Consider the following 25141-nt stretch of genomic DNA (forward strand, 5'->3'; position numbering starts at 1 on the left):
GCGGGGCTCCCTTGCGTCTGCTGGCGGGGTGGAACACATCGTCCCCCGGTCGAACCCTACGGGGGCACGGCGCCCCCCATTGTGGACCCTCCCCCCGACAGCCCCCACAAGCCCCCGCAGCCCGCCACCCCTTCCGCCCGTGGCGAACGCGCGACCAGCGCGGACACCACACGGGCCACCGGACGTTGCACCACAATGGGGGAACACGACAGCCGCCCCCGCACGGACCACCGAAGACGGGAAGGACCCCGCATGGCCAACCCGGCACCCGCCTCCGACCGAGGCATCGCCATCACCGAACACCGCCTGGCCAACGGCCTGCGCGTGGTGCTCTCCGAGGACCACCTCACCCCCGTCACCGCGGTCTGCCTCTGGTACGACGTCGGCTCACGCCACGAGGTCAAGGGCCGCACCGGCCTCGCCCACCTCTTCGAGCACCTGATGTTCCAGGGCTCCGCCAACGTCACCGGCAACGGCCACTTCGAACTCGTCCAGGGCGCCGGCGGCAGCCTCAACGGCACCACCAGCTTCGAGCGCACCAACTACTTCGAGACCATGCCCGCCCACCAGCTGGAGCTCGCCCTCTGGCTCGAAGCCGACCGCATGGGCTCCCTCCTCGCCGCCCTCGACGACACCTCCATGGAGAACCAGCGGGACGTCGTCAAGAACGAACGCCGCCAGCGGTACGACAACGTCCCCTACGGCACCGCCTTCGAGAAGCTCACCGCTCTCTCCTTCCCCGACGGTCACCCCTACCACCACACCCCCATCGGCTCCATGGCCGACCTCGACGCCGCCACCCTCGAGGACGCCCGCACCTTCTTCCGCACCTACTACGCCCCCAACAACGCCGTCCTCGCCATCGTCGGCGACATCGACCCCGACCAGGCCATCACCTGGGTCGAGAAGTACTTCGGCACCATCCCCGCCCACGACGGCAAGCAGCCACCCCGCGACGGCACCCTCCCCGACACCATCGGCCGCGAGATCCGCGAACTCATCGAGGAGGACGTCCCCAGCCGCGCCACCATGGCCGCCTACCGCCTCCCCCACGACGGCACCCGCGAGGCCGACGCCGCCGACCTCGCCCTCACCATCCTCGGCAGCGGCGAATCCAGCCGCCTCTACAACCGGCTCGTCCGCCGCGACCGCACCGCCGTCGCCGCCGGCTTCGGCCTCCTCCGCCTCGCCGGAGCCCCCAGCCTCGGCTGGCTCGACGTCAAGGCCAGCGCCGGCGCCACCAACGAGCAGATCCAGGCCGCCGTCGACGAGGAACTGGCCCGCTTCGCCACCGAAGGCCCCACCGCCGAGGAACTCGAACGCGCCCAGGCCCAGATCGAGCGCGAATGGCTCGACCGCCTCACCACCGTCGCCGGCCGCGCCGACGAACTCTGCCGCTACGCCGTCCTCTTCGGCGACCCCGGCCTGGTCAACGGCGCACTCGACAAGGTCCTCGACGTCACCGCCGAGGAGGTCCGCGCCGTCGCCGCCGCCCGGCTCCACCCCGACAACCGCGCCGTCCTCGTCTACGAACCCACCACGCCGACCGACGGCGACGACGCCGACCACCCCGGCGACACCGCGACGACCGACGACGCCGAGACCCAGGAGGAGCCGGCCGCATGAGCAGCGACCCCACCCCCGCGATGACCTTCCACCCCCAGCCCCAGCCCGGCACCTCCACCCCCTGGGCCTTCCCCACCCCCGAACGCGCCACCCTGGCCAACGGCATCACCGTCCTCCACTGCCACCGCCCCGGCCAGCAGCTCGTCTCCGTCGACCTCATCCTCGACGCCCCCCTCGCCGTCGAACCCGAGGGCCTCGACGGCGTCGCCGGCATCCTCGCCCGCGCCCTCAGCGAGGGCACCGACACCCTCACCGCCGAGCAGTTCGCCGGCGAACTCGAGCGCGCCGGCGCCACCCTCGACGCCCACGCCGACCACCCCGCCCTCCGGGTCTCCCTCGAAGTCCCCGCCTCCCGGCTCGAACGCGGCCTCACCCTCCTCGGCGACGCCCTCCGCGCCCCCGCACTCCCGGCCGACGAGATCGAACGCCTCGTCGCCAACCGCCTCGACGAGATCGTCCACGAGCAGGCCAACCCCGCCCGGCGCGCCGCCAAGGCCCTCTACGCCACCCTGTTCGAGGCCGACGACCGCCTCTCCCGCCCCCGCGGCGGCACCACCGACACCGTCAAGACCGTCGACCGCGACGCGGTCAAGGCCTTCTACGACGCCCACATCCACCCCGCCACCACCACCGCCGTCATCGTCGGCGACCTCACCGGCGGCGACCTCCTCGCCACCCTCGAGACCACCCTCGGCACCTGGACCGGCCCCACCGCCAAGCCCGGCACCCACGCCCCCGTCACCGCCGACGACACCGGCCGCGTGATCATCGTCGACCGCCCGGGATCGGTCCAGACCCAGCTCCTCATCGGCCGCATCGGCCCCGACCGCCACGACCCCACCTGGGCCGCCCAGATCCTCGGCACCTACTGCCTCGGCGGCACCCTCACCAGCCGCCTCGACCGCGTCCTGCGCGAGGAGAAGGGCTACACCTACGGCGTCCGCGCCTTCGCCCAGCCCCTGCGCTCCGCCGCCGACGGCACCGGCCGCGCCCTGATCGCCATCAGCGGCTCCGTGGACACCGACTCCACCGCCCCCGCCCTCGCCGACACCTGGACCATCCTGCGCACCCTCGCCGCCGAGGGTCTCACCGACGCCGAACGCGACGAAGCCGTCCAGTACCTCGTCGGCGTCGCCCCCCTCAAGTACGAGACCGCCAGCTCCGTCGGCGCCACCCTCGCCGACCAGGTCGAGCAGAACCTGCCCGACGACTTCCAGGGCGAGATCTACCGGCAGCTCGCCGCCCTCGACACGGAGTCCGCCACCCGTGCCGTCGTCGCCGCCTTCCCGCCCGACCGGCTCGTCACCGTCCTCGTCGGCGACGCCGCCACCATCACCGAACCCGTCAGGGCCCTCGGCATCGGCGAGGTCACCGTCATCGCCAACTGACCGGCGGCACACGGCGACACACGGCAACACGCAGCGGCCGACGGCGACACCGGCCACCGCGGCACGGGCCCGGCGGGAGCACCAGCTCCCGCCGGGCCCGTGCCGTTTAATCCGTTGCACCCCCACCGGACGCCATGGGTAGATACTCCCGCAGCCGCACACCGCGGCCACCACACACAGCCCGGAAGGAGGCGGTCACCATGCGGGTCGAGCGACGCTCCCCGAGACCACTCCGAGGCTGCCCCACCGCCTGAGCGCGGCCCCACACTTCCCCGAGCCGTACCGGGACTCCACGCACGGCACCCACCTACGCTGGAAACACACGACCCGTGGAGGTCGAAACCACCATGTCGTACACCGAAGTACCCGGCATCCGCGTCCCCATCCGGATGTGGACCGACCCGGCCACCGTCGAGGGCCAGGCCATGCAGCAGCTGCGCAACATCAGCTCGCTCCCGTGGCTGCACGGCCTCGCCGTGATGCCCGACGTCCACCTGGGCAAGGGCGCCACCGTCGGCTCCGTCATCGCCATGAAGGGCGCCGTCTGCCCCGCGGCGGTCGGCGTGGACATCGGCTGCGGAATGACCGCCGTCAAGACCTCGCTCACCGCGGCCGACCTGCCCGACGACCTGTCGCGGCTGCGCTCCAAGATCGAGCAGGCCATCCCGGTCGGCCGAGGCCTGCACTCCGAGCCGGTCGGCCCGGGGAAGCTGCACGGCCTCTCGACGGCGGGCTTCGGCGGGCTCTGGGAGCGCTTCGACGGCATCGCGTCCGAGGTGCTCTGGAAGCGTGAGCGGGCGGCGCAGCAGATGGGAACCCTCGGCGGCGGTAATCATTTCATCGAGTTGTGTGTTGATGAGGCCGGCGCTGTGTGGCTGATGCTGCACTCCGGTTCGCGCAACATCGGCAAGGAACTGGCCGAGCACCACATGGGCGTGGCCCGCTCGCTCCCGCACAACCAGGGGCTGGTCGACCGCGACCTCGCGGTGTTCATCGCGGACACCCCGCAGATGGCGGCCTACCGCCAGGACCTGTTCTGGGCGCAGGAGTACGCCAAGTACAACCGGGCGATGATGATGACGCTCCTGCAGGACGTCGTGCGGCGGGAGTTCCCCAAGGCGAGGGTCGGCTTCGACGAGATGATCAGCTGCCACCACAACTACGTGGCGGAGGAGCGCTACGAGGGCGTCGACGTGCTGGTGACCCGCAAGGGCGCGATCCGGGCTGGCTCGGGCGAGTACGGCATCATCCCGGGCTCGATGGGCACCGGTTCGTACATCGTCCGCGGTCTGGGCAACGCCGCGGCGTTCAACTCGGCGTCGCACGGCGCCGGCCGGAAGATGAGCCGCACGGCGGCGAAGAAGCGGTTCACCACCCGGGACCTCGTCGAGCAGACCCAGGGCGTGGAGTGCCGCAAGGACGCGGGCGTGGTCGACGAGATCCCGGGCGCGTACAAGTCGATCGAGAAGGTCATGGACCAGCAGCGCGACCTGGTCGAGGTGGTCGCCCACCTCAAGCAGGTCGTCTGCGTGAAGGGCTGAGTCGGTCGGAGGCCGGGGTGCGCGGGAGGCGCACCCCGGCCTTCTTCGGTAGGGCCGATCCGCCGTCGAGGCTTCCCCGGTTGCGGGTGCCCTCGCACAGGTGTCCGTCCGCTTGGAGAAAGCCGAACAGGTCGGCGTGCTCGGGGTTTTCGAGGTCGAACTCGTGCATGGCGCCGGCCTCGGCGGCCGGGGTGGCCGGCGGGGGCGGAATGCGGGCCGATCATCCGATCCGGCGTAATCGCTCAAGTCGAAATGTCCGGTTCGGTGCGGGGCGTCGGCGGCCGCTGTGCAGAATGGCCGCCGTGGACTACCAGCAGCTTCTTCAGGACGTGATGGCCGAGGCGCTCGGCGGCGGGGCGCGGGGCCGGTCGGCCGACTACATCCCGGCGCTGGCGGCGGCCGATCCGGGGGCGTTCGGGATGGCGATCGCGACGGTGGACGGGGCGGTCCACGGGGTGGGGGAGTGGGAGCGGGCGTTCTCGATCCAGTCGGTGTCGAAGCTGTTCACGCTCGCCCTGGCGCTGGCCGAGGGCGGGGACGGGCTGTGGCGCGGGGTCGGCCGGGAGCCGTCCGGCAATCCGTTCAACTCGCTGGTGCAGCTGGAGACCGAGCACGGCATCCCGCGGAACCCGTTCATCAACGCGGGTGCGCTGGTGGTGACGGACCGGCTGCTGGAGCTGACCGGTGACGCGGTGGGGGCGGTCAGGGAGTTCCTGCGGACGGAGTCGGGGAACCCGGAGGTGGGGACGGACGACGCGGTGGCGGCCTCGGAGGCCCGGCACGGGCACCGGAACGCGGCGCTGGCGCACTTCATCGCGAGCTACGGCAATCTGCGCAACCCGGTGGACAGCGTGCTGGCCCACTACTACGCGCACTGCGCGATCTCGGCGAGCTGCCGGGACCTGGCGCTGGCGGGGCTGTTCCTGGCGCGGCACGGGGTGCGGGTGGACGGTTCGCGGCTGCTGTCGCGCAGCGAGGCGAAGCGGATCAACGCGGTGATGCTGACCTGTGGGACGTACGACGCGGCGGGGGAGTTCGCGTACCGGGTGGGGCTGCCGGGGAAGAGCGGGGTGGGCGGCGGGGTGCTGGCGATACTGCCGGGGCGCGGTTCGGTGTGCGTGTGGAGTCCGGGGCTGGACGCGGCGGGGAACTCGGTGCTGGGGGTGGCGGCGCTGGACGCGCTGACGACGGCGACCGGATGGTCGGTGTTCTGAGCATCCGCCCCGGGTGCCGGAGGGTCACGACGAAGGGGGCGCACCGCCGGGCGGTGCGCCCCCTTCGGGGTGGTGGGTTCAGGCGGCGGGGAGTTCGTCGAGGCCGCCCTGGACGAGCTTGGCCACGCGGTCGAGGGCGCCGTCGGCGTCGTCGGCCTCGGAGGCGAGGATGACGGTCTGGCCGCCTTCGGCGCCGAGGCCGAGGAGGCCGAGCATGGAGCCGGCGTTGACGGGGGTGCCGCCCTCCTTGGCGATGGTCATGGGCACGCCCGTGGAGGTGACGGCGCGGACGAAGATGGAGGCGGGACGGGCGTGCAGGCCTTCGGCCCAACCGACGGTGACGCGGCGCTCTGCCATGGGACGTGCCTTTCGGGTGGTGCTGGTGGAGCATGTTGTCTAGACCAGTGTTGCACGCCGTCCGGAGTCCGCGCACGCCCGCCCGCCACCACCACGCCCCACCCCGCGTCCCGCCCGCCAGCACGTCCCACCCCACGCCCCACCCCGCGTCCCGCCCGGCGCCCGGCATTCCGCGCACGCCCGCAGCCGGGCGGCCCCGCGGCGGATAACCTGGCGGACGTGGACGACTCCGCGGCCCGCCCCCCGCGCCAGGGCGACGACGAGCACGGCTACCCCCAGCACTGGGAGGCCGACGTCCTGCTCCGCGACGGCGGCACGGCGCGGATCCGGCCGATCACCCCGGCCGACGCCGACCGGCTGGTGGAGTTCTACGAGCAGGTCTCCGACCAGTCCAAGTACTTCCGCTTCTTCGCCCCGTACCCACGGCTGTCCGACAAGGACGTCAAGCGGTTCACCCACCACGACTACGTCAACCGGGTCGGCCTCGCGGTGGTGGTGCGGGACCGTTTCATCGCCACCGTCCGCTACGACCGCACCGACGCCTCCGGGCGGCCCTCGGAGACCGGGACCGACGCCGAGGTGGCCTTCCTGGTGCAGGACGCCCACCAGGGCCGGGGCGTGGCCTCCGCGCTGCTGGAGCACATCGCCGCGGTGGCCCAGGAGCGCGGCATCCGCCGGTTCACCGCCGAGGTGCTGCCGGAGAACCGCAAGATGGTGAAGGTCTTCACCGACGCCGGCTACACCCAGCACCGCAGCTTCGCCGACGGCGTGGTCCACCTGGAGCTGGACCTGGAGCCCACCGCCGCCTCGCTGGCGGTGATGCGGGCCCGCGAGCACCGCGCCGAGGCCCGTTCGGTGCAGCGGCTGCTCACCCCGCGCTCGGTGGCCGTGGTCGGGGTCTCGCGCAACCCGCAGTCGGTCGGCCGGGCCGTGCTGCGCGACCTCGCGGCGGGCTTCGACGGCCCGGTGTACGCGGTGAACCGCAACGCCGAGCCGGGCACCGAGCTGGACGGGGTGGCCACCCACCGCGCGCTGTCGGACATCCCCGGGCCGGTGGACCTCGTCGTGCTCGCCGTGCCCGAGCCGGCCGTGCCCGCCGCGGTCGCCGAGTGCGGTGCGCACGGCGTGCAGGGCCTGGTGGTGCTCACCGCCGGGTACGCCGAGACCGGCCCGGAGGGCCTGGACCGCCAGCGTGCCCTGGTCCGGCAGGCCCGGGCCGGCGGGATGCGGGTGATCGGCCCGAACGCGTTCGGCCTGCTCAACACCGACCCGGAGCACCCGCTCAACGCCTCGCTGGCCCCCGCACTGCCGGCCCGCGGCCCGTTCGGCCTGTTCTGCCAGTCCGGCGCGATCGGGGTGGCGCTGCTGGAGGGCGCCCACCGCCGGGGCCTGGGCGTCTCCTCCTTCGCCTCGGTCGGCAACCGCGCCGACGTCTCCGGCAACGACCTGCTCCAGTACTGGGAGGAGGACGAGGCCACCGAGGTGGTGCTGCTCTACCTGGAGTCCTTCGGCAACCCCCGCAAGTTCACCCGGATCGCCCGCCGACTGGCCACCGCCAAGCCGGTGGTGGTCCTCAAGGGCGCCCGGCACACCGGCAGCCTGCCGCCCGGGCACGCCGTCCAGCCAGCCGCCAGCCGGCTGCTGGACGCCACCGCCGACGCCCTGTTCCAGCAGGCCGGGGTGATCCGGGTGGACACCATCACCGAGCTGTTCGACACCGGCGAGCTGCTCGCCGCCCAGCCGCTTCCGGCCGGCGACCGGGTCGCCGTGGTCGGCAACTCCGACTCGCTGGGCCTGCTCAGCTACGACGCCTGCCTGAGCGCCGGGCTGCGCCCGCGCACCCCGGTGGACCTGACCACCGGCGCCACCGGCGAGAACTTCCGGATCGCGCTGGACACCGCGCTCGCCGACCCGGCCGTGGACGCGGTGATCGCGGTCGCCATCCCGCCGATCGGCGTGCACGGCGCCGTCCCGGACCCGGCCGTGCGCGAGGACGACCCGGAGATCGCCCGGGCCCTGCTGGACGCCGCCCGGCGCGGCCGGGAGCTGGGCAAGCCGCTGCTGCTGGTCCACCTGGCGCTCGGCGGCCTCGCCGAGCGGCTGCGCGAGGGGCGGGTGCCCGCGTACCCGGCGCCCGAGCGGGCGGTTCACGCGCTGGCCGACGCGGTCCGGTACGCGGCCTGGCGGCGGAGCAGCGAGGAGGCGGTCGGGACGGCGCGGGTGCCGGAGCTGGAGGGGGTGGACGAGGCGGGGGCGCGGGCGCTGGTGGAGGCGGCGCTGGGGTCGCGGGAGGCGGTGGCGGCGCGGCTGCAGCCGGGTGGGGCGCGGGTGACGCTGCCGGAGGGGCAGGCCGCAGAGCTGCTGGGGCGGTACGGGATCGAGGTGAGTCCGGTGCTGCCGGCGCCGGACGAGGAGGCGGCGGTGCGGGCGGCGGCGGCGCTGGGGTACCCGGTGGCGTTGAAGGCGACGGCGGAGCACCTGCGGCACCGGCCGGACCTGGGCAGTGTCCGGCTGGACCTGACGGGCGAGGCGGAGCTGCGGCGGGCGCACCGGGAGCTGGACGTGCTGCTGGGCGGGGCGGGGCGGGCGCGGCTGGTGGTGCAGCGGTTGGCGCCGCGGGGGGTGGACACGGTGATCGCGGCCTCGGTGGATCCGGCGGTGGGGACGATCCTGTCGTTCGGGCTGGCGGGGGCGCCGGCGGAGTTGCTGGGTGATCTGGCGCACCGGTTGGTGCCGGCGACGGACCGGGACGTGGCGGGGTTGATCCGGGAGGTGCGGGCGGCGCCGTTGCTGTTCGGGTGGCGGGGTGCGGCGCCGGTGGACACGGGGGCGCTGGAGGAGTTGCTGCTGCGGGTGTCGCGGCTGGTGGACGATCTGCCGGAGGTGGCGGGGGTGGATCTGGAGCCGGTGGTGGTGGCGCCGCAGGGGTTGGCGGTGCTGGGGGCGCGGGTGCGGATCGCCCCGCTCCCGGTGCGGACCGATCTGGGGCCACGCGCCATGAGCACCCTGTAACCTTGCGTGGCTGCCCTCCGGGGCGCCGAAGGCCCGGAAAGTCCGGCGCAGTGCCACCCGCTTCGTCGGCGGGACATGCCAGGATGGAGTTATGGCGAAGACCGGTACCACCACCACGCAGGACCTGCGGTCCGCGATCGAGCGCAGCGGCTACTACCCGGCGCTGGTGTCCGAGGCGGTGGAGTCCGCGGTGGGCACCGAGCCGATCACCTCGTACCTGGTCCACCAGGAGACCACCTTCGACGCGAACGAGGTGCGGCGGCACGTGACCGTGCTGGTGCTGACGCCGTCGCGGTTCGTGGTGAGCCACACCGACGAGCAGAACGGTGACGCGGGCAATCCGGTGCCGTACGCGACGACGTCGACGGAGAGCGTCCGGCTGGACCGGATCAACTCGGTGGTGGTGAGCCGGATGGTGTCGAATCCGGAGACGTACACGCCGGGGACGCTGCCGCGCGAGGTGGTGCTGACGATCGGCTGGGGTGCGGTGCAGCGGCTGGATCTGGAGCCGGCGGGTTGCTCGGACCCGAACTGCGAGGCGGATCACGGGTACACCGGGTCGGCGACCGCGGACGACCTGTCGCTGCGGGTGTCGGAGGCGGGTGACGGGCCGGAGACGGTGGCGCAGGCGCTGGTGTTCGCGCGGGCGCTGTCCGAGGCGACCGTCGCCGGACGGGTCTGAGGCCGACGCTCCGCATGCACCTCGGTTACGACTCCTTCGAGATCCTCGATCCCTCCGACGCCCCGGCTCCGCAGTACGGGTCGGGTTCGCTGGCGGACCTGTTGCCGGCCGTGGCGGCCGGGCTCGGTGTGGACGGTTTCCGCAGCGGCCTGGTGCTGGAGCCGGCCGACCGGGTCTGTGTGTTCCTGGTGGACGGCATGGGCTGGGAGCTGATCCGTCGGCACCCGGAGTACTGCCCGTTCCTGACCTCGCTGGTGGCCGGTTCGGCGCCGATCACGGCCGGGTTCCCGTCGACGACGGCGACCTCGCTGGCCTCGGTGGGCACCGGGCTGACGCCGGGGGTGCACGGCCTGGCCGGGTACACGGTGGCGGTGCCGGGGGCGGGTTACCTGATGAACCAGCTGCGCTGGCAGCCGCCGGTGGAGCCGCGCAGCTGGCAGCCGCACCCGACGGTGTTCGAGCGGGTGCACGCGGCGGGGGTGGCGACCGCGCAGGTGTCCTCGCCGCTGTTCTCGACCACGCCGCTGACGCAGGTGGCGCTGTCCGGGGGGACGTTCCTGGGCCGGACCACGGGCGAGGAGCGGATGGACCTGGCGGCGCGCTGGCTGGCGGAGCACGACCGGGCGCTGGTGTACACGTACGTCAGCGAGCTGGACGGGGCCGGGCACCGGTTCGGGGTGGACTCGGACGACTGGCGGATGATGCTGGACACGGTGGACCGGTTGGTCCGCCGGCTGGCGGAGCAGTTGCCGCCGCGGTCGGCGCTGTACGTGACGGCCGACCACGGCATGATCGACATCGCGCCGGAGGACCGGGTCGACTTCGACGAGGACTGGGAGCTGCGGGCCGGGGTGTCCCTGCTCGGCGGTGAGGGCCGGGCCCGGCACGTGTACGCGGTGCCCGGGGCGGCGGGGGACGTCCACGCGGTGTGGAGCGAGGTGCTCGGCGACCGGATGTGGGTGGCCACCCGGGACCAGGCGGTGGCGGCCGGCTGGTTCGGCCCGGTGGTCGACGAGCGGGTCTACCACCGGATCGGCGACGTGGTCGCCGCCGCGCGCGACGACATCGCGGTGATCGCCTCCCGGAGCGAGCCGGGGGAGTCCTCGATGGTCGGCCTGCACGGCTCGATGACCCCGGTCGAGCAGCTCGTCCCGCTGCTCGAAGTCCGCGCCTGAACCACTAGCTGAAAGGCCCCCGCACCACCCATGGCTGAACTGGTGTTCTTCTCGGGCACGATGGACTGCGGCAAGTCGACGCTCGCCCTCCAGATGGACCACAACCACGCCGCGCGCGGCCGCAAGGGGATCATCTTCACCCGGCACGACCGCGCCGGCGCCGCCACCATCTCCAGCCGACTCGGCCTGCGGGCCGACGCCGTGGAGGTGACCGAGGACTTCGAGTTCCAGGCGCACGTGGTGCACCTGCTGTCGGCCGGCGGAAAGGTCGACTACCTGATCTGCGACGAGGCCCAGTTCTTCTCCGCGGACCAGATCGACCAGCTGGCCCGGGTGGTGGACGAACTCGGCATCGACGTCTACACCTTCGGCATCACCACCGACTTCCGCACCAAGCTGTTCCCGGGCTCGCAGCGGCTGATCGAGCTGGCCGACCGGGTCGAGGTGCTGCAGGTCGAGGCGCTGTGCTGGTGCGGCGCCCGGGCCACCCACAACGCCCGCACGGTCGGCGGGGTGATGGTCGTCGAGGGCGCCCAGGTGGTGATCGGCGACGTGGCCGTCAACGAGGACGAGATCGGCTACGAGGTGCTGTGCCGCCGCCACCACCGGCGTCGGCTGACCGCCGCCACCTCCCGCGCCGCCGTGCTCTCCCCGGACGTGCTGCCCTTCGAAGCCCGCTGACGGACGGCCGCCGACGCCGCCGACGTCACGGACGGCTGCCGACGGCCGCCGAGGGACCTCAGCGGCCGTCCGGCTCCGGCAGCCGCACCACCGAGAACCGCCCGCCCTGCGGGTCCGCCAGCCGGGCCACCCGCCCGTACGGGGTGTCGTACGGCCCGAGCAGCAGCCGCCCGCCCAGGGCGAGCGCCTGGTGGACCGTCAGGTCGGTGTCGTGCACGGCGAAGTGGACCCGCCAGCGGGCCGGGCCCTCCCGCAGGTCCGAGCTGTGCCGGATGCCCGCCACCGGGCGGCCGCCCACCAGCAGCTGTGCGTCGTCCTCGCCGCGGGCCACCGCGCCGGCCTCCGCCGCCACCACGGAACGGCCCAGCACCGACCGGTAGAACACCATCGCGCTGGCCTCGTCCGCGGTCACCAGCTCGTTCCACGCCGGGGCGCCCGGCTCGCCGACCACCTCCCAGCCCAGGTGCTCCCCGCCCTGCCACAGCCCGAACACCGCGCCCGACAGGTCCGCGGCGATCGCCATCCGCCCGGCCCGCTCCGCCTGCAGCGGCCCGACCGCCACCGTCCCGCCGCACTCCCGTACCCGCTGCGCCACCTCGTCCGCGCTGTCCACCGCGAAGTACGTGGTCCACTCGACCGGGTAGTCCGTCCCCGCCGGGGTGACCCCCAGACCGGCGACCTTCGCGCCGTGCAGGCTGGCCCGCACGTACGCGCCGAGCTGGTCCGGACCTGGCTCGAACTCCCAACCCAGCAGGGCGCCGTAGAACGCCATCGCGTCCCCCAGGTCGCCGGTCATCAGGCTCACCCAGCAGGGCATGCCCTGGGCCAGCCGCATCCTCAGCGCAGTCACGCGCACCTCCACACCGGAGCCGAGACCTCAAGGCCGCATGGTGGCACCCCGGAGCCCCCGTCGACCCCCGGTGGACCGGCGAGCCGCGCAAAGACCGTACAAAGGGCGGAGTCGCGCAGGCCACAATGGCGGCATGACGCCCCTGATCCCCGTCCACGAGCTGGCCGAGGCGCTCGGCTCGGCGAACGCGCCGGTGCTCCTCGACATCCGCTGGCAGCTCGGCGGCCCGCCCGGCCACCAGGAGTACGCCGCCGGCCACCTGCCCGGCGCCCACTACCTCGACCTGGACCGCGAACTCGCCGCCCCGCCCGGGCCCCGCGGCCGCCACCCGCTGCCCGACCCCGGGGTCCTCGGCGCCGCCCTGCGGCGGGCCGGCGTCACCGCCCGCCGCCCGGTCGTCGTCTACGACGCCGGACCCGCCACCTCCGCCGCCCGCGCCTGGTGGCTGCTGCGCTGGGCCGGCCACGAGGACGTCCGGGTGCTCGACGGCGGCCTCGCCGCCTGGCGCGCCGCCGGCCTCCCCGAGAGCACCGACACCCCCGCCCCCGCGGACGGCGACTTCCGCCCCGAACCCGGCCGCCTCCCCACCGTGGACGCCGCCCAGGCGGCCGAACTCGCCCACACCGGGCTGCTGTTGGACGCCCGTGCCGGTGAGCGGTACCGCGGTGAGGTGGAACCCGTCGACCCGCGGGCCGGACACATCCCCGGCGCCGTCTCCGCCCCCACCACCGACAACCTCCGCCCCGACGGCCGCTTCCTGCCCGTCGCCGACCTGGTCGCCCGCTTCCGCGGCCTCGGCCTCGGGGACCAGCCCGTCGCCGTCTACTGCGGGTCCGGCGTCACCGCCGCCCACGAGGTCCTCGCCCTCCACCTCGCCGGCCACCCCGACGCCGCCCTCTACCCCGGCTCCTGGAGCGAATGGTCCGCCACCCCCACCAACCCCGCCACCACCGGCCCCACCCCCTGACACGGTGGCTGGCGGTCAACCAGTAAGGGGCGCGGGGAACTGCGCGAAGTCGGAAGGTGCGGCGCCGCACCCTCCCGCTTCGCGCAGTTCCCCGCGCCCCTGGGGTTGACCGGTTGCCCGGGCTACTCGGGCTTCTTGCGGCGGCTGCCGAAGACGATCTCGTCCCAGCTGGGTACCGTCGCGCGGCGTCCCGGCCGGACCCCGTCCGCCTCGGCCTGCCGGTCCGTCGTCCCGACCAGCCGGTCGCGGTGCGGGGACACCGACCGCGGCATCAGGATGTCCGCGTACGCGGACCCGGCCCCGACGCTCGCCGCGCCGGCACCGCCGGCCGCCGCCGCAGCTGCGGCCCCCGCGGACTCCTCCGCCTCCTCGACACCGTCACCGGTGGTCGCCGACGAGGCGGCCACCGCCACCGCCGGTTCCGGGGCGGGCCCGATCGCCAGGTCGCCCCGGAACGCGGGCACCACGTCCAGCAGGCTAGTCAGCGAGTCCCGGCCGTCCGCCGTCGCCTCGCGGACCTCCCGCACCTCCCGGGCCTCCCGCACCTCGCGGACGTCCCGGACCTCCCGCGCCTGCATGATCCGGTCGGCCGAGGGCCGCTCGATCATCGGGCGCGGCGGGCGCTCCTGGGGCAGCCGGGCGATCCGCGGGATGAACGGGAAGACGGAGTCCTCGTCCCGCTCGACGTTCTCGCCGATCAGCGCGCGCGCCTCGTCGTCGTTCGGCTGCACCAGCCGCCGCGGCGGGTCGTACGTCCAGGAGGCGCTGCGGCCCTCGCCGTCGGCGCGGTAGGAGAGGATGACCTCCCAGGTGCCGTCGTCGCGGCGCCAGGAGTCCCAGCGCTCGGTGTCCTTCTCGGCGGCGCGCAGCGCGAGCCGCTCGGCGACGGCCTCGCCCAGCTGCGGTCCGGTGGTCTCGCCGTGCCGGCGGATGGCGGTCTTGCGGGCGCGCTCGGCCATGAACGCGCGCTCGGCCAGCACCGGGCCCTCGAAACGCCGCACCCGCTCGACCGAGATCCCGGCGGCCTGCGCGACCTCCTCAGCGGAGGCACCGGCTCGTATCCGCGCCTGGATGTCCCGGGGGCGGAGGTGGCTCTCGACCTCGATCTCGATCTGGCCGAGGCGCGGCCGGTCCCCGCGGATGGCGGCGCGCAGCCGCTCGTCGATGGGGAGGGTGTACTCCGTGCTGTCGGCAGCCTTGAGCACCAGCCGTGTGCCGTCGTTGCTGACGGCCACGACGCGCAGTTCGGGCACGGTTACCTCCCGGGTGGTGCCTGCCGACGTCACCTGCGTCGCTGCTCCCGTACTGAGTGTGGCCTGCCCGCGTGCGACTGGCCACAACCTTGCAGAGTTACCCGGCGTGTCGGGCTTTCGCCCGGGCGCGCCGCTGTGGCACGGTTGCCTGTTCGCCACGTCGCCGGTCGACGTCGCGCCCGGCCCCGGTGCCACCGTCTGATGGGCAGTCGACAAGTCGACCGAAGGCTCAGGCTCCACGAACAGTACTCCATTCGTGGCAACAAGAGGGGCGGCTCGCCGCTCAAGTCTCCCGCGAATCACCGGATTCTCAAGAGTCCGCACTCCATTGGCCGACCTCCGGTCACCGGACGGTGATCATCTTCACATATATCGACCGCTCGGAACCAGATTTTCGACCCTTGTGTCCTTCTCTGCGCAAGATCGGCAGACTTGTTCGAAATGCCGCGCGCCCCGGGGACGGTGGGATAGACCCCGCGCGCCGTCCGTGCGGTGCCCGTGCGCCACTTGTGCACCGCCGTCCGTGCGGTCAGGCGCCGAGGACCCGTCGGAGGTAGTCGTTGGCGAACAGCCGGTCCGGGTCGACCTTGTCGCGCAGCGCGGTGAATTCCCCGAAACGGGTGTACGCCCCGGCCAGGTACGCGGCGTCGCGGGTGTGCAGCTTGCCCCAGTGCGGACGGCCCTGGTGGGCCGTCATGAGCTTCTCCACCTCGGTGAAGTAGCCGAGTTCGGCGGTGCCGCGGTAGAGGTGGACGGCGATGTAGGCGCTGTCCCGGCCGTACGCGGTGGAGAGCCAGATGTCGTCGGCGGGGGCGGTGCGGACCTCGACCGGGAAGCTGATCCGCCAGTCGGAGCGCTCGACCATGGCCCTGAGTTCGCGCAGCACGGTGGTGGCGGCCTCGCGCGGCACCGCGTACTCCATCTCGATGAAGCGGACCTTGCGCGGGCTGGTGAACACCTTGTACGCGGTGTCGGTGTAGCTGCGGTCGGACCAGGCGCGGCTGGCGATCCGCGCGATGCCCGGCACGGTGGCGGGGAAGCGGCGGCCGATGCGGCAGGCGCCCTCCCAGACGGTGTTGGAGAGGAGGTCGTCCTCCAGCCAGGCCTTGGCGCGGGGCAGCGGCGCGGCCGGTCCCTGGCTGCGGTTGTTGCGCTTGGTGGAGCAGCGGTCGGTGTGCGGGAACCAGTAGAACTCGAAGTGCTCGTTGACGGCGGTGAGGTCGTCGAAGCGGTCGACCACCTCGTCGAAGCGCATGGGCTGCTCGTGGGCGGTGAGCAGGAAGGCGGGTTCGACGCCGAAGGTGAGGGCGGTGACCACGCCGAGGGCGCCGAGGCCGAGCCGGGCGCCCTCGAACAGTTCGGCGTTCTCGTGCGGGGAGCACTGCTTGACGGTGCCGTCGGCGAGGACGATCTCCACGGCCCGGATCTGGGCGGCGAGGGAGCCCGAGTCGCGGCCGGTGCCGTGGGTGCCGGTGCTGGTGGCGCCGGCCACGGTCTGCACCTCGATGTCGCCCATGTTGGTCAGCGCGAGGCCGGCGGCGGTGAGCAGCCGGTTGAGCCGGTGCAGCGGGAGGCCGGACTCGACGGTGACGGTGCCCTCCTCGCGGTCGATCCGGCGGACGGCGGTGAGCGCGTCGGGACGGAGCAGGACGCCCTCGCCGGCGGAGGCGATGGCGGTGAAGGAGTGCCCGGAGCCGACGGCCTTGACCGTGCGGCCCTGTTCGGCCGCGCGGCGCAGCACCTCACCGATCTCCTCGGCCGAGCCGGGGGTGACCACCCGGCTGGGGCGGGCGCTCTGGTTGCCGGCCCAGTTGCGCCAGCCGTCGGTGGTGGTGCCGTGCGGCATCCGAGTGCCTCCTGTCACGAACTACCGGTGGGTAGGGGGAGCGTAGTCACTCGGCGGTTCCAGGTCCATGCCCCGCGTAGCCGGGAGCGAGGGGGCGTGGAGGAGCCGTGGGTCAGTGCTGCAGGGAGGTCTCGCCGCGCGGGACGGCGGTGGGGCGCAGGCCGCCGCGGAGCCGGGGCAGGCCGAGCAGGGCGGTCAGTGCGGCGAAGGCGGCGGCGGTGAGCGGCACCCAGTAGCCGGCCGGGCTGCCGGCGCCGTCCACCACCCAGCCCGCGGCCGAGGAGCCGAGTGCGACGCCGAGGGCGAGGCCGGTGGTGGTCCAGGTCATCCCCTCGGTGATCTTGGAGGCGGGGACGAGCCGCTCGACCAGGGCCATGGCGGTGATCAGGGTGGGGGAGATGGACAGGCCGGCCAGGAACAGGGCGGCGCCGATGCCGACCAGGCCGGCGGTGCCGGAGAACAGCTGGGCGACGACCACCAGCGGCACCATGGCGGCGGCCATCCCCGCGACGCCGCCGAGGAACCGCCCGGGCATCGAGCCCTTGAGCTTGAGGGTGCCGAAGACCAGGCCGGCGAGGCAGGAGCCGAGGGCGTACACGGCCAGCACGATGCTGGCGGCGGCGGTGTGGCCCTGGTCCTCGGCGAAGGCGACGGTGACCACCTCGACCGAGCCGAAGATGGCGCCGGTGGCGACGAAGGTGAGCACCAGCACCTGGAGGCCCTCGGAGGCGATCGCCCAGCGGCCCTCGTGGTGGGCGGCCGGGTGGACGGGCGGCTCGGTGCGGCGCTGGGCGGTGAACAGCAGGACGCCGACGGTCAGGAAGACGCCGGCCAGCAGCACCCCGGCCTCGGGGAAGAGCGCGGTGGCCAGGCCGATGGAGAGGATCGGGCCGACGATGAAGCAGACCTCGTCCATCACGGCCTCGAAGGAGTAGGCGCTGTGCAGCCGGGGTGGCGCCTCCCGGTACAGGTGGGCCCAGCGGGCGCGGACCATCGAGCCGGTGCTGGGCATCACGCCCATGCCGGCGGCGAACAGGAAGAGCGTCCAGTCGGGGGCGCCGAACCGGGCCGCGAGCAGCAGCCCGGTGGCCGCGGCGATGGTCACGGCGGTCGCCGGCAGGGTGACCCGGCGCTGCCCGTGCCGGTCGACCAGCGAGGACACCAGCGGTCCGAGCGCTGCCGCGGACAGCGCCAGCACCGAGGCGACCATGCCCGCCAGTCCGTACGAGCCGCGCAGTTGGGACAGCATCGTCACGATGCCGATGCCAGTCATGGAGATCGGCAGACGGGCTATCAGGCCGCTGGAGGAGAAGGCCAGGGTGCCGGGGGCGGCGAAGATCTGGCGGTAACTGGACAGCACGCGGGCTCCGCTGGGTGGGTAAGGAACATGACTGGTAAAGACAGCTTACGAACCGTCGGGGGTCCGACGCATCTCCGCCGCCCTTCCACCGTCCGGCGGAGGTGAGGTGGCAGGATCGGTTCCATGTCCGACTCGCGCACCTCCACCGACCACGCGCCCTACGACGCGCTCCTGCTGCTCTCCTTCGGCGGCCCGGAGGCACCCGAGGACGTGGTGCCCTTCCTGGAGAACGTCACCCGGGGGCGCGGCATCCCCAAGGAGCGGCTCGCCGAGGTGGGCAAGCACTACTTCCTGTTCGGCGGCGTGAGCCCGATCAACGAGCAGAACCGCGAGCTCCTCGCCGCGCTGCGCAAGGACTTCGCCGAGCACGGCCTGGACCTGCCGGTCTACTGGGGCAACCGCAACTGGGCGCCGTACCTGGTGGACACCCTGCGGGAGATCGCCGCCGACGGACACCGCCGGATCGCCGTGCTCGCCACCAGCGCCTACGCCGGCTACTCCGGCTGCCGGCAGTACCGGGAGAACCTCGCCGACGCGCTGGAGCAGCTGGCCGAGGAGGGCCTGCCCGAGCTGCGGGTCGACAAGCTCCGCCACTTCTACAACCACCCGGGCTTCGTACGGCCGATGGCCGACGCCACCCTCGCCGCCCTCGCCGAGCTGCCCGCGCCGGTCCGCGACCGGGCCCGGCTCACCTTCACCACCCACTCCATCCCGGTGGCGATGGCCGACAGCTCCGGCGCCCCCGACGACCCGGCCCGAGACAAGCCCGGCGGCGCCTACGTGGCCCAGCACCTGGACGTCGCCCGGCAGATCGCCGAGGCGGTCGCCGCGGCCACCGGCGTGGCGGACCGGCCCTGGGAGCTGGTGTACCAGTCGCGCAGCGGCGCCCCGCACATCCCCTGGCTGGAGCCGGACATCTGCGACCACCTGGAGGCGGTGCACCAGGCCGGCGCCCCGGCCGTGGTGATGGTGCCGATCGGCTTCGTGTCCGACCACATGGAGGTCCGGTACGACCTCGACACCGAGGCCGTGGCCAAGGCCGCCGAGCTGGGCCTGCCGGTCGCCCGGGCCGCCACCGTCGGCGCCGACCCGCGGTTCACCGCCGCCGTCCGCGAGCTGGTGCTGGAGCGGGCGGCCACCGAGCGCGGCCGGACGGTGGAGCGCCGGGCCCTCGGCGCGCTCGGCCCCAGCCACGACCGGTGTGCCACCGCCTGCTGCCCCAACCCGCGCGGCCCGAGGCCCGCCGCCGCCCAGCTCTGACCCGTCCGGCTCCAGCCTGAGCCGCCCCGACCCGCCTCCGGAGGAGACCCCGCCGTGTCCAGCCCCGCCGCGCCGAACCCCGCAGCCCCCGAGGGCGGCGCGCCCAGCCCCGACCTGCTGCACGCGCTGCTCGCGGTGGCCACCGAGGCCGCCACCCGGGCCGGCGCCCTGCTGCGCGACGGCCGCCCCGCCGACCTGGGCGTCGCGGCCACCAAGAGCAGCCCGGTCGACGTGGTGACCGAGATGGACCTGGCCTCCGAGAAGCTGGTGCTGGAGCTGATCGGCGCCCGCCGGCCCGCCGACGGCTACCTCGGCGAGGAGGGCGCCGACCGCCCCGGCACCAGCGGCGTCCGCTGGGTCGTCGACCCGCTCGACGGCACGGTCAACTACCTGTACGGGCTGCCCAACTGGGCGGTCAGCGTGGCCGCCGAGCTGGACGGCCGGGCGGTGGTCGGGGTGATCGCGGTACCGGCACGCGGCGAGCTGTTCCACGCCGTGCTGGGCGGCGGCGCCTTCCTCGGCGGCAGCCCGATCTCGTGCCGGCCCGTCCCGCCGTGGGGGCAGGCGCTGGTGGCCACCGGGTTCAACTACGTCCAGGCGGTCCGCGAACACCAGGCCGAGGTGCTGCGCTCGCTGATGCCGGAGGTCCGCGACATCCGGCGCGGCGGCGCGGCCGCCGTCGACCTGTGCGACCTCGCGGCCGGCCGGCTGGACGGCTACTACGAGCGCGGCCTCGCGCCCTGGGACCGGGCCGCGGGCGTGCTGATCGCCCGCGAGGCCGGCGCCCTGGCCGGCGGCCGCCCCGGCCTGGAGCCGGACGGCGACCTCACGGTGGCCGCCCCGCCCGGCACCTTCGAGCGGCTCCAGGCCCGCCTGGACGCCCTCGGCGCCTGGCACGACTAGAGACCCGTGTGACGGAAAGGGGCGTGCCGCACGGATCCTGCCGGGGTTCGGCAGGATCCGTGCGGCACGCCCCTTTCCGGCGAGCGGCGCTCCCGGGCGACGAAGGGCCCTGGCACACGGACGGTGCCAGGGCTCGCGGTGCTGTGCTGTGCTGTGCAGGCCCCCTGCTGTGCGGGGCCGGTGGTGCGGTGCTGCGGTTGCCGGTCAGGCGGCGACGCGGTGCGTCCCCTGCACCGGGTCGACCCCGTGCTCGGCGGCCAACCGTCGCAGATCCTCCAGTTCGGACTGCTCGACCTCGGCGAGGAACTCGTCGCCGGACTCGAGCGCCCGGTGGAGATCCTGCTCGGCGTTCTGTATGCGCTGAAGGATTCCGGCGGTGAAGGCGTCCATACGGGCCCCCTTACTGTGTCGGACGGGCACGGCCCGCGCGTCCCCCGGGCCCGGGAGCGAGGCCAGGCGGACGTCCTGGACCGGAGCTGGGCCCGGTAGGGCGCGGGAGACGGCCTGCGGCCGCTGCCTGACGTTCGATCCCCGAACCGGTGCGGATGGGACACACGGCGGGTGGGTGCGATCCGCCGCCCGGCGGCATCGCTGGTGTGAAGCTGTCCTCCCCGCCCGCGCGGCCGGGAAACCTCCCCGGAACCCAAAAGTTGCCCGCGTCACAGTCCAATCGGCGGTCCACGGCTCCGTTTTGGGCCCGACGGGACCGCCCGGGCCGCCCGGTCCACCGGTCTTACCGCTGCTTTACCGACGGACCAGGCAGGATGGAGACACCGTCGGACCCGTCTGCCCGTCGCCGAGGCCCAGAGCGGCCCCGACCCCGGTGCGGCCTGGCCCGCGCCCGGCGCACAACGGTCCGCACGGGCAGGCACGGTGGGCCGCTCCAGCAGAAGGGAACACCACCGTGCGGGTACTCGTCGTCGAGGACGAGCAGCTGCTCGCCGAGGCCGTCGCCACCGGACTGCGCCGGGAGGCGATGGCCGTCGACGTCGTCTACGACGGCGAGGCCGCGCTCCAGCGGATCGCGGTCAACGACTACGACGTGGTCGTGCTCGACCGGGACCTCCCGCTCGTCCACGGCGACGACGTGTGCCGCCGCGTCGTCGAGCAGGGCCTGGCCACCCGGGTGATCATGCTGACCGCCTCCGGCGACATCAGCGACCGGGTCGAGGGACTGGAGATCGGCGCCGACGACTACCTCCCCAAGCCGTTCGCCTTCAGCGAACTGGTCGCCCGGGTCCGCGCGCTCGGCCGCCGGGCCACCGTGCCGCTGCCGCCCGTGCTGGAGCGCGCGGGCATCAGCCTCGACCCCGGCCGCCGCGAGGTCATCCGGGACGGCCGGACCGTCCAGCTCGCCCCCAAGGAGTTCGCCGTCCTGGAGGTCCTGATGCGGGCCGGCGGCGCCGTGGTCTCCGCCGAGCAGCTCCTGGAGAAGGCCTGGGACGAGCACACCGACCCGTTCACCAACGTCGTCCGGGTCACCGTGATGACCCTGCGCCGCAAGCTCGGCGACCCGCCGGTGATCGTCACCGTCCCCGGCTCCGGCTACCGCATCTGAGCCCCGTACCACCCGCACACCGCAGCACCGAGAGGACAGGCCATGACCACCCCGCCCCCCACCGGCGGGGCCCCCGGCGCGCCCGCCGGCGGCCCGGGGCCGGTACCCCCGCGTCCGGCGGGCCCCCCGCCCGCGTTCGCCACCGCCCACGACGGCACGGCCCACGACGGCACCGCCCGGAACGGGACGGGGCAGAACGGGACGGGACAGCCGGCCGACACCCGGGGGACCAAACGATCCGCCGGCGGCGACCACCCCGGCGACCACAACGAGGACCACTCCGGCGGCCTGCTCGCCTGGCTGGCCCTGCGCCCGACCATCCGGATCCGGCTCACCCTGCTCTACGGCGGGATGTTCCTGATGGCCGGCGTGGTCCTGCTGCTGCTGATGTACTACTTCGTCCGGCAGGCGTTCCAGGACGCCGTGCTGCCGCACCTGATGCTCGCCGACGGCGTCCGGGTCAGGACCCCCAGCGGGATCGAGATCGCCGACCAGGCCACCCTGGACCGCTACCTCGCCCAGTACCAGGCCGTCCAGTCCGACCAGGCCCTCAACACCCTGCTGCGCAAGGCGCTCACCGCCCTGGTCTGCCTCGCCGTGATCGCCTTCGCCGCCGGGTACGCCATGGCCGGCCGGGTCCTCCACCCGCTCGGCCGGATCACCCGCACCGCCCGCGAGGTGGCCGGCTCCGACCTGCACCGCCGGATCGAGCTGGAGGGCCCCGACGACGAGCTCAAGGAGCTCGCCGACACCTTCGACGACATGCTCGGCCGCCTCGACCGCGCCTTCGACTCCCAGCGCCGGTTCGTCGCCAACGCCTCGCACGAGCTGCGCACCCCGCTGGCGATCAACCGCACCCTGCTGGAGGTGCAGCTCTCCGACCCGAACACCTCCCCGGACCTCCAACAGCTCGGCAAGACCCTGCTCGCCACCAACGAGCGCAGCGAGCAGCTGGTCGAGGGCCTGCTGCTGCTCGCCCGCAGCGAGAACGAGCTGGTCGAACGCCGCCCGGTGGAGCTCTCCGAGGTCGCCGAGCGGGCCCTGGAGCAGACCCGCGCCGAGGCCGACGCCCGGCACGTCGCGCTGCGCACCGAACTCAACCCCGCCGGTGTCGCCGGCAACGGCGTGCTGCTGGAGCGGCTCGCCCTCAACCTGCTGCAGAACGCCGTCCGGTACAACACCGCCGACGGCTGGGTCGAGGTCACCACCGCCCCGGCCCCCGGCGGCGGGGGCGAGCTGGTGGTCAGCAACACCGGCCCGGTGGTCCCCGGGTACGAGCTGGAGCACATCTTCGAGCCGTTCCGCCGGGTCAAGGGCACCGAGCGGACCCGCAGCGACAAGGGCGTCGGCCTCGGCCTGTCCATCGTCCGCTCGGTGGTGCGCGCCCACGGCGGCACCATCGAGGCCGTCTCGCGGCCCGGAGGCGGCCTGACGCTCCGCGTTCGCATTCCCGGCAGCCCCGGCTGACCCAGGGGCCCCACCGGGCCCGTACAGCGCCGCACAGGCCCTCCGGAGACCCTTCCGGAGGGCCTGTGGCATGTCCCGGGACCGGCTCCCGGACCGTTCCCCGGTGTCCGGGCCGCCGTCGCGGCGCTCCCCGCCCCCCGTGACCCCGACGGGCCGCCCGACCCGTGTCAGAACCAGTTAAAGGCCAGGCGGGGGCGGCTTGTCATTTCCCCGCGAGACAACTTACGGTGTCGTAACCTACGCAGCCGTAAGTGAGCCGGTGAGCCGACCCTGAGCGACCGGCCCGCTACCGGCGCCCCCGGTCCGACGCCCCCGTCCGCCCTCAGGAGCAACAGCCGTGACCATCGCCCCCGTGCAGCGCACCGCATCGACCGCCTGGACCGACGCCCGGCTGATCCTCGCCCTCGAAGAGGTCGTGGAGACCGAGCTCAACCGCCACCTCAAGGTGGCCAAGGAGTGGATGCCGCACGAGTTCGTGCCGTGGAGCCGGGGGCGGGACTTCGACGGCGTGCTCGGCGGCGAGGCCTGGTCGCTGGACCAGTCCGAGGTCACCCCGCTGGCCCGGGTCTCCCTGGTGGTCAACCTCCTCACCGAGGACAACCTCCCCAGCTACCACCACGAGATCGCCTCGATGTTCGGCCGCGAGGGCGCCTGGGGCACCTGGGTGCACCGCTGGACGGCCGAGGAGGGCCGTCACGGCATAGCCATCCGCGACTACCTGCTCACCACCCGCGCCGTGGACCCGGTGGAGCTGGAGCGGGCCCGGATGTCCCACATGTCCGAGGGCTTCGAGTCGGACAACGCCCACAGCATGCTGCAGTCGGTGGCGTACGTGGCCTTCCAGGAGCTCGCCACCCGGATCGCCCACCGCAACACCGGCCACCACTCCGGCGACCCGATCTGCGACCAGCTCCTCGCCAAGATCGCCAACGACGAGAACCTGCACATGGTCTTCTACCGGAACCTGCTCAGGGCCGCCCTGGAGATCGCCCCCGACCAGGCCATGCGCGCCATCGCCGACGTGGTGACCGACTTCCGGATGCCCGGCCACGGCATCCCCGGCTTCGAGCGGGCCGCCGCCCAGATCGCCATCGGCGGCGTCTACAACCTCCGCATCCACCACGACGACGTGCTGCAGCCCGTGCTGCGCCACCTCAAGGTGATGGAGATCGGCGGACTCGGCCCCGAGGGCCAGCAGGCCCAGGAGGAGCTCGGCCTGTTCCTGGACGGCCTCAACACCCAGGCGACCAAGTTCGACGAGCGCCAGGCCGCCCTGCTGGCCCGCCGCGCCGCCCGCGCCGCCCAGGCCTGACCCGCAACCGCCGGTCCGACCCCACCCGGGGTCGGACCGGCGCAGGTCCGGCCCGGACCTGCGCCGGACCTGCCCGGACCCGCCGGTGAGACCCCGCACCGCCGGCCCGCGCCCACCACCCGGGGCCCGGTCGGCTCCGGCCGTTTCCAGCCGTTTCCGCCGGCCTTCCCGCTCGGTTTGCGCCAGGTTTCCGCCCTGGCCGTCGGGCCGCGGGCCGTCCCGGTCGTCCGTCACCCCGGGCCGCCGTCTCAGCCGGTGGGAATGTCAGGATTTCACAGGAAAAGTTCCAGGTGTGGGCAACGTCACATCGGGTAGCGTGGTATCTCCGGACCGGCCCGTTCGGCGATCACCGGTCCGGGTGAGACGGTCGCGCAGGGTGACGGCTCCGACACGGCCGCCGGCTTGTCGATTCCCCGTCAACCGGACTGCCCGGCCGGAGAGTTGGAGATCCCCGGCGGCCCGGCCGGCTACCCCGGGTAGTCACCGCCCGGACCCTCGGCGACGTGACGGCCGACACCCCCGCCGACCGTTCGGAACATGTTCGATCACCCCAACGGGCCCGCAGCCGGGTGTCGATTGAGTAACAGGGCTTGAAGTAAGGCACAATCTCGGCCTCGGGTCGGGCACAAGACCGACCCCCCATGCGTTACGTGCGCTGGAGATACCGCACACACCCAAAGGGGGAGAGC

The 25141-nt window shown here is 73.8% G+C and carries 19 protein-coding genes and 1 pseudogene; 14 read left to right on the plus strand and 6 right to left on the minus strand.

What is annotated here, in order from left to right:
• Positions 1 to 252: 252 nt before the first annotated feature.
• From ABWK59_RS23560 to ABWK59_RS23575, 4 genes are all read left to right on the plus strand, one after another.
• The gene (locus ABWK59_RS23560) at positions 253 to 1626 is read left to right on the plus strand and encodes a M16 family metallopeptidase (RefSeq protein ID WP_354642591.1); all 1374 of its coding nucleotides are present in this window, start codon (positions 253 to 255) and stop codon (positions 1624 to 1626) included.
• Positions 1623 to 3014 carry a M16 family metallopeptidase gene (locus tag ABWK59_RS23565; RefSeq protein ID WP_354642592.1) on the plus strand — a complete coding sequence of 464 codons (1392 nt, stop codon included), beginning with the start codon at positions 1623 to 1625 and terminating at the stop codon, positions 3012 to 3014. The genes ABWK59_RS23560 and ABWK59_RS23565 overlap by 4 nt, the downstream gene beginning before the upstream one ends.
• 347 nt (positions 3015 to 3361) lie before the next feature.
• Positions 3362 to 4555, plus strand: coding sequence for an RtcB family protein (locus ABWK59_RS23570; RefSeq protein ID WP_354642593.1), 1194 nt, complete (start codon positions 3362 to 3364; stop codon positions 4553 to 4555).
• A gap of 302 nt (positions 4556 to 4857) precedes the next feature.
• Positions 4858 to 5769: a glutaminase gene (locus ABWK59_RS23575; RefSeq protein ID WP_420492841.1), complete on the plus strand. Its 912-nt coding sequence runs from the start codon at positions 4858 to 4860 to the stop codon at positions 5767 to 5769.
• A gap of 78 nt (positions 5770 to 5847) precedes the next feature.
• Here the strand turns inward: ABWK59_RS23575 and ABWK59_RS23580 are convergent, their stop codons facing one another.
• A complete protein-coding gene (locus ABWK59_RS23580; RefSeq protein WP_354642595.1) occupies positions 5848 to 6126 on the minus strand; it encodes an HPr family phosphocarrier protein in 279 nt (92 codons plus the stop codon).
• Positions 6127 to 6345: 219 nt separating this feature from the next.
• Here ABWK59_RS23580 and ABWK59_RS23585 point away from each other — a divergent pair, with 219 nt between their 5' ends.
• The 4 genes from ABWK59_RS23585 (at position 6346) to ABWK59_RS23600 (ending at position 11676) form a co-directional block, all read left to right on the plus strand.
• Positions 6346 to 9138 carry a GNAT family N-acetyltransferase gene (locus ABWK59_RS23585; RefSeq protein ID WP_354642596.1) on the plus strand — a complete coding sequence of 931 codons (2793 nt, stop codon included), beginning with the start codon at positions 6346 to 6348 and terminating at the stop codon, positions 9136 to 9138.
• Between the two features lie 91 nt (positions 9139 to 9229).
• Complete coding sequence (locus ABWK59_RS23590; protein ID WP_354642597.1) at positions 9230 to 9820, plus strand: DUF5998 family protein; 591 nt, start codon at positions 9230 to 9232, stop codon at positions 9818 to 9820.
• 14 nt (positions 9821 to 9834) lie between these two features.
• Positions 9835 to 10995 (plus strand): alkaline phosphatase family protein, encoded by a 1161-nt coding sequence (locus tag ABWK59_RS23595; protein ID WP_354642598.1) that lies wholly within the window; start codon positions 9835 to 9837, stop codon positions 10993 to 10995.
• 30 nt (positions 10996 to 11025) lie between these two features.
• Complete coding sequence (locus tag ABWK59_RS23600) at positions 11026 to 11676, plus strand: thymidine kinase (protein ID WP_354642599.1); 651 nt, start codon at positions 11026 to 11028, stop codon at positions 11674 to 11676.
• Between the two features lie 58 nt (positions 11677 to 11734).
• On the opposite strand, the gene ABWK59_RS23605 is transcribed toward ABWK59_RS23600, so the two are convergent.
• Complete coding sequence (locus tag ABWK59_RS23605) at positions 11735 to 12526, minus strand: VOC family protein (RefSeq protein WP_354642600.1); 792 nt, start codon at positions 12524 to 12526, stop codon at positions 11735 to 11737.
• A gap of 133 nt (positions 12527 to 12659) precedes the next feature.
• On the opposite strand from ABWK59_RS23605, the gene ABWK59_RS23610 reads away from it, so the two are divergent.
• Positions 12660 to 13493: a sulfurtransferase gene (locus tag ABWK59_RS23610; RefSeq protein WP_354642601.1), complete on the plus strand. Its 834-nt coding sequence runs from the start codon at positions 12660 to 12662 to the stop codon at positions 13491 to 13493.
• A gap of 122 nt (positions 13494 to 13615) precedes the next feature.
• On the opposite strand, the gene sepH is transcribed toward ABWK59_RS23610, so the two are convergent.
• The 3 genes from sepH to ABWK59_RS23625 form a co-directional block, all read right to left on the minus strand.
• Positions 13616 to 14779: a septation protein SepH gene (gene sepH, locus ABWK59_RS23615; RefSeq protein ID WP_354642602.1), complete on the minus strand. Its 1164-nt coding sequence runs from the start codon at positions 14777 to 14779 to the stop codon at positions 13616 to 13618.
• Positions 14780 to 15275: 496 nt separating this feature from the next.
• On the minus strand, positions 15276 to 16592 hold the full coding sequence (locus ABWK59_RS23620) for a D-arabinono-1,4-lactone oxidase (protein ID WP_354642603.1): 1317 nt from the start codon (positions 16590 to 16592) through the stop codon (positions 15276 to 15278).
• A 112-nt stretch (positions 16593 to 16704) separates the two neighbouring features.
• Entirely contained in the window at positions 16705 to 17952 is a 1248-nt protein-coding gene (locus ABWK59_RS23625; RefSeq protein ID WP_354642604.1) for an MFS transporter, read from the minus strand.
• A 123-nt stretch (positions 17953 to 18075) separates the two neighbouring features.
• Here ABWK59_RS23625 and ABWK59_RS23630 point away from each other — a divergent pair, with 123 nt between their 5' ends.
• Positions 18076 to 19212 carry a ferrochelatase gene (locus ABWK59_RS23630; RefSeq protein ID WP_354642605.1) on the plus strand — a complete coding sequence of 379 codons (1137 nt, stop codon included), beginning with the start codon at positions 18076 to 18078 and terminating at the stop codon, positions 19210 to 19212.
• A gap of 114 nt (positions 19213 to 19326) precedes the next feature.
• On the plus strand, positions 19327 to 20115 hold the full coding sequence (locus ABWK59_RS23635; protein ID WP_354645083.1) for an inositol monophosphatase family protein: 789 nt from the start codon (positions 19327 to 19329) through the stop codon (positions 20113 to 20115).
• A gap of 204 nt (positions 20116 to 20319) precedes the next feature.
• Here ABWK59_RS23635 and ABWK59_RS23640 read toward each other — a convergent pair whose 3' ends face one another.
• On the minus strand, positions 20320 to 20505 hold the full coding sequence (locus ABWK59_RS23640) for a hypothetical protein (RefSeq protein WP_354642606.1): 186 nt from the start codon (positions 20503 to 20505) through the stop codon (positions 20320 to 20322).
• Between the two features lie 514 nt (positions 20506 to 21019).
• Between ABWK59_RS23640 and ABWK59_RS23645 the strand changes: the two genes are divergently transcribed.
• From ABWK59_RS23645 to ABWK59_RS23655, 3 genes and pseudogenes are all read left to right on the plus strand, one after another.
• On the plus strand, positions 21020 to 21673 hold the full coding sequence (locus tag ABWK59_RS23645) for a response regulator transcription factor (protein ID WP_346145614.1): 654 nt from the start codon (positions 21020 to 21022) through the stop codon (positions 21671 to 21673).
• Positions 21674 to 21911: 238 nt separating this feature from the next.
• Positions 21912 to 23140, plus strand: a pseudogene (locus ABWK59_RS23650) (sensor histidine kinase); the annotation flags it as partial.
• A gap of 337 nt (positions 23141 to 23477) precedes the next feature.
• Entirely contained in the window at positions 23478 to 24452 is a 975-nt protein-coding gene (locus ABWK59_RS23655) for an acyl-ACP desaturase (protein WP_354642608.1), read from the plus strand.
• The last annotated feature ends 689 nt before the right edge of the window (positions 24453 to 25141 follow it).

This window comes from Kitasatospora sp. HUAS MG31 (assembly GCF_040571325.1).
GTDB lineage: Bacteria > Actinomycetota > Actinomycetes > Streptomycetales > Streptomycetaceae > Kitasatospora > Kitasatospora camelliae.

Coding starts and splice junctions, on each gene's coding strand:
- ABWK59_RS23595 (WP_354642598.1), top strand. CDS start 9,835: ATGCACCTCGGTTACGACTCCTTCGAGATCCTCGATCCCTCCGACGCC.
- ABWK59_RS23570 (WP_354642593.1), top strand. CDS start 3,362: ATGTCGTACACCGAAGTACCCGGCATCCGCGTCCCCATCCGGATGTGG.
- ABWK59_RS23560 (WP_354642591.1), top strand. CDS start 253: ATGGCCAACCCGGCACCCGCCTCCGACCGAGGCATCGCCATCACCGAA.
- ABWK59_RS23630 (WP_354642605.1), top strand. CDS start 18,076: ATGTCCGACTCGCGCACCTCCACCGACCACGCGCCCTACGACGCGCTC.
- ABWK59_RS23600 (WP_354642599.1), top strand. CDS start 11,026: ATGGCTGAACTGGTGTTCTTCTCGGGCACGATGGACTGCGGCAAGTCG.
- ABWK59_RS23620 (WP_354642603.1), bottom strand. CDS start 16,592: ATGCCGCACGGCACCACCACCGACGGCTGGCGCAACTGGGCCGGCAAC.
- ABWK59_RS23565 (WP_354642592.1), top strand. CDS start 1,623: ATGAGCAGCGACCCCACCCCCGCGATGACCTTCCACCCCCAGCCCCAG.
- ABWK59_RS23590 (WP_354642597.1), top strand. CDS start 9,230: ATGGCGAAGACCGGTACCACCACCACGCAGGACCTGCGGTCCGCGATC.
- ABWK59_RS23640 (WP_354642606.1), bottom strand. CDS start 20,505: ATGGACGCCTTCACCGCCGGAATCCTTCAGCGCATACAGAACGCCGAG.
- ABWK59_RS23610 (WP_354642601.1), top strand. CDS start 12,660: ATGACGCCCCTGATCCCCGTCCACGAGCTGGCCGAGGCGCTCGGCTCG.
- ABWK59_RS23580 (WP_354642595.1), bottom strand. CDS start 6,126: ATGGCAGAGCGCCGCGTCACCGTCGGTTGGGCCGAAGGCCTGCACGCC.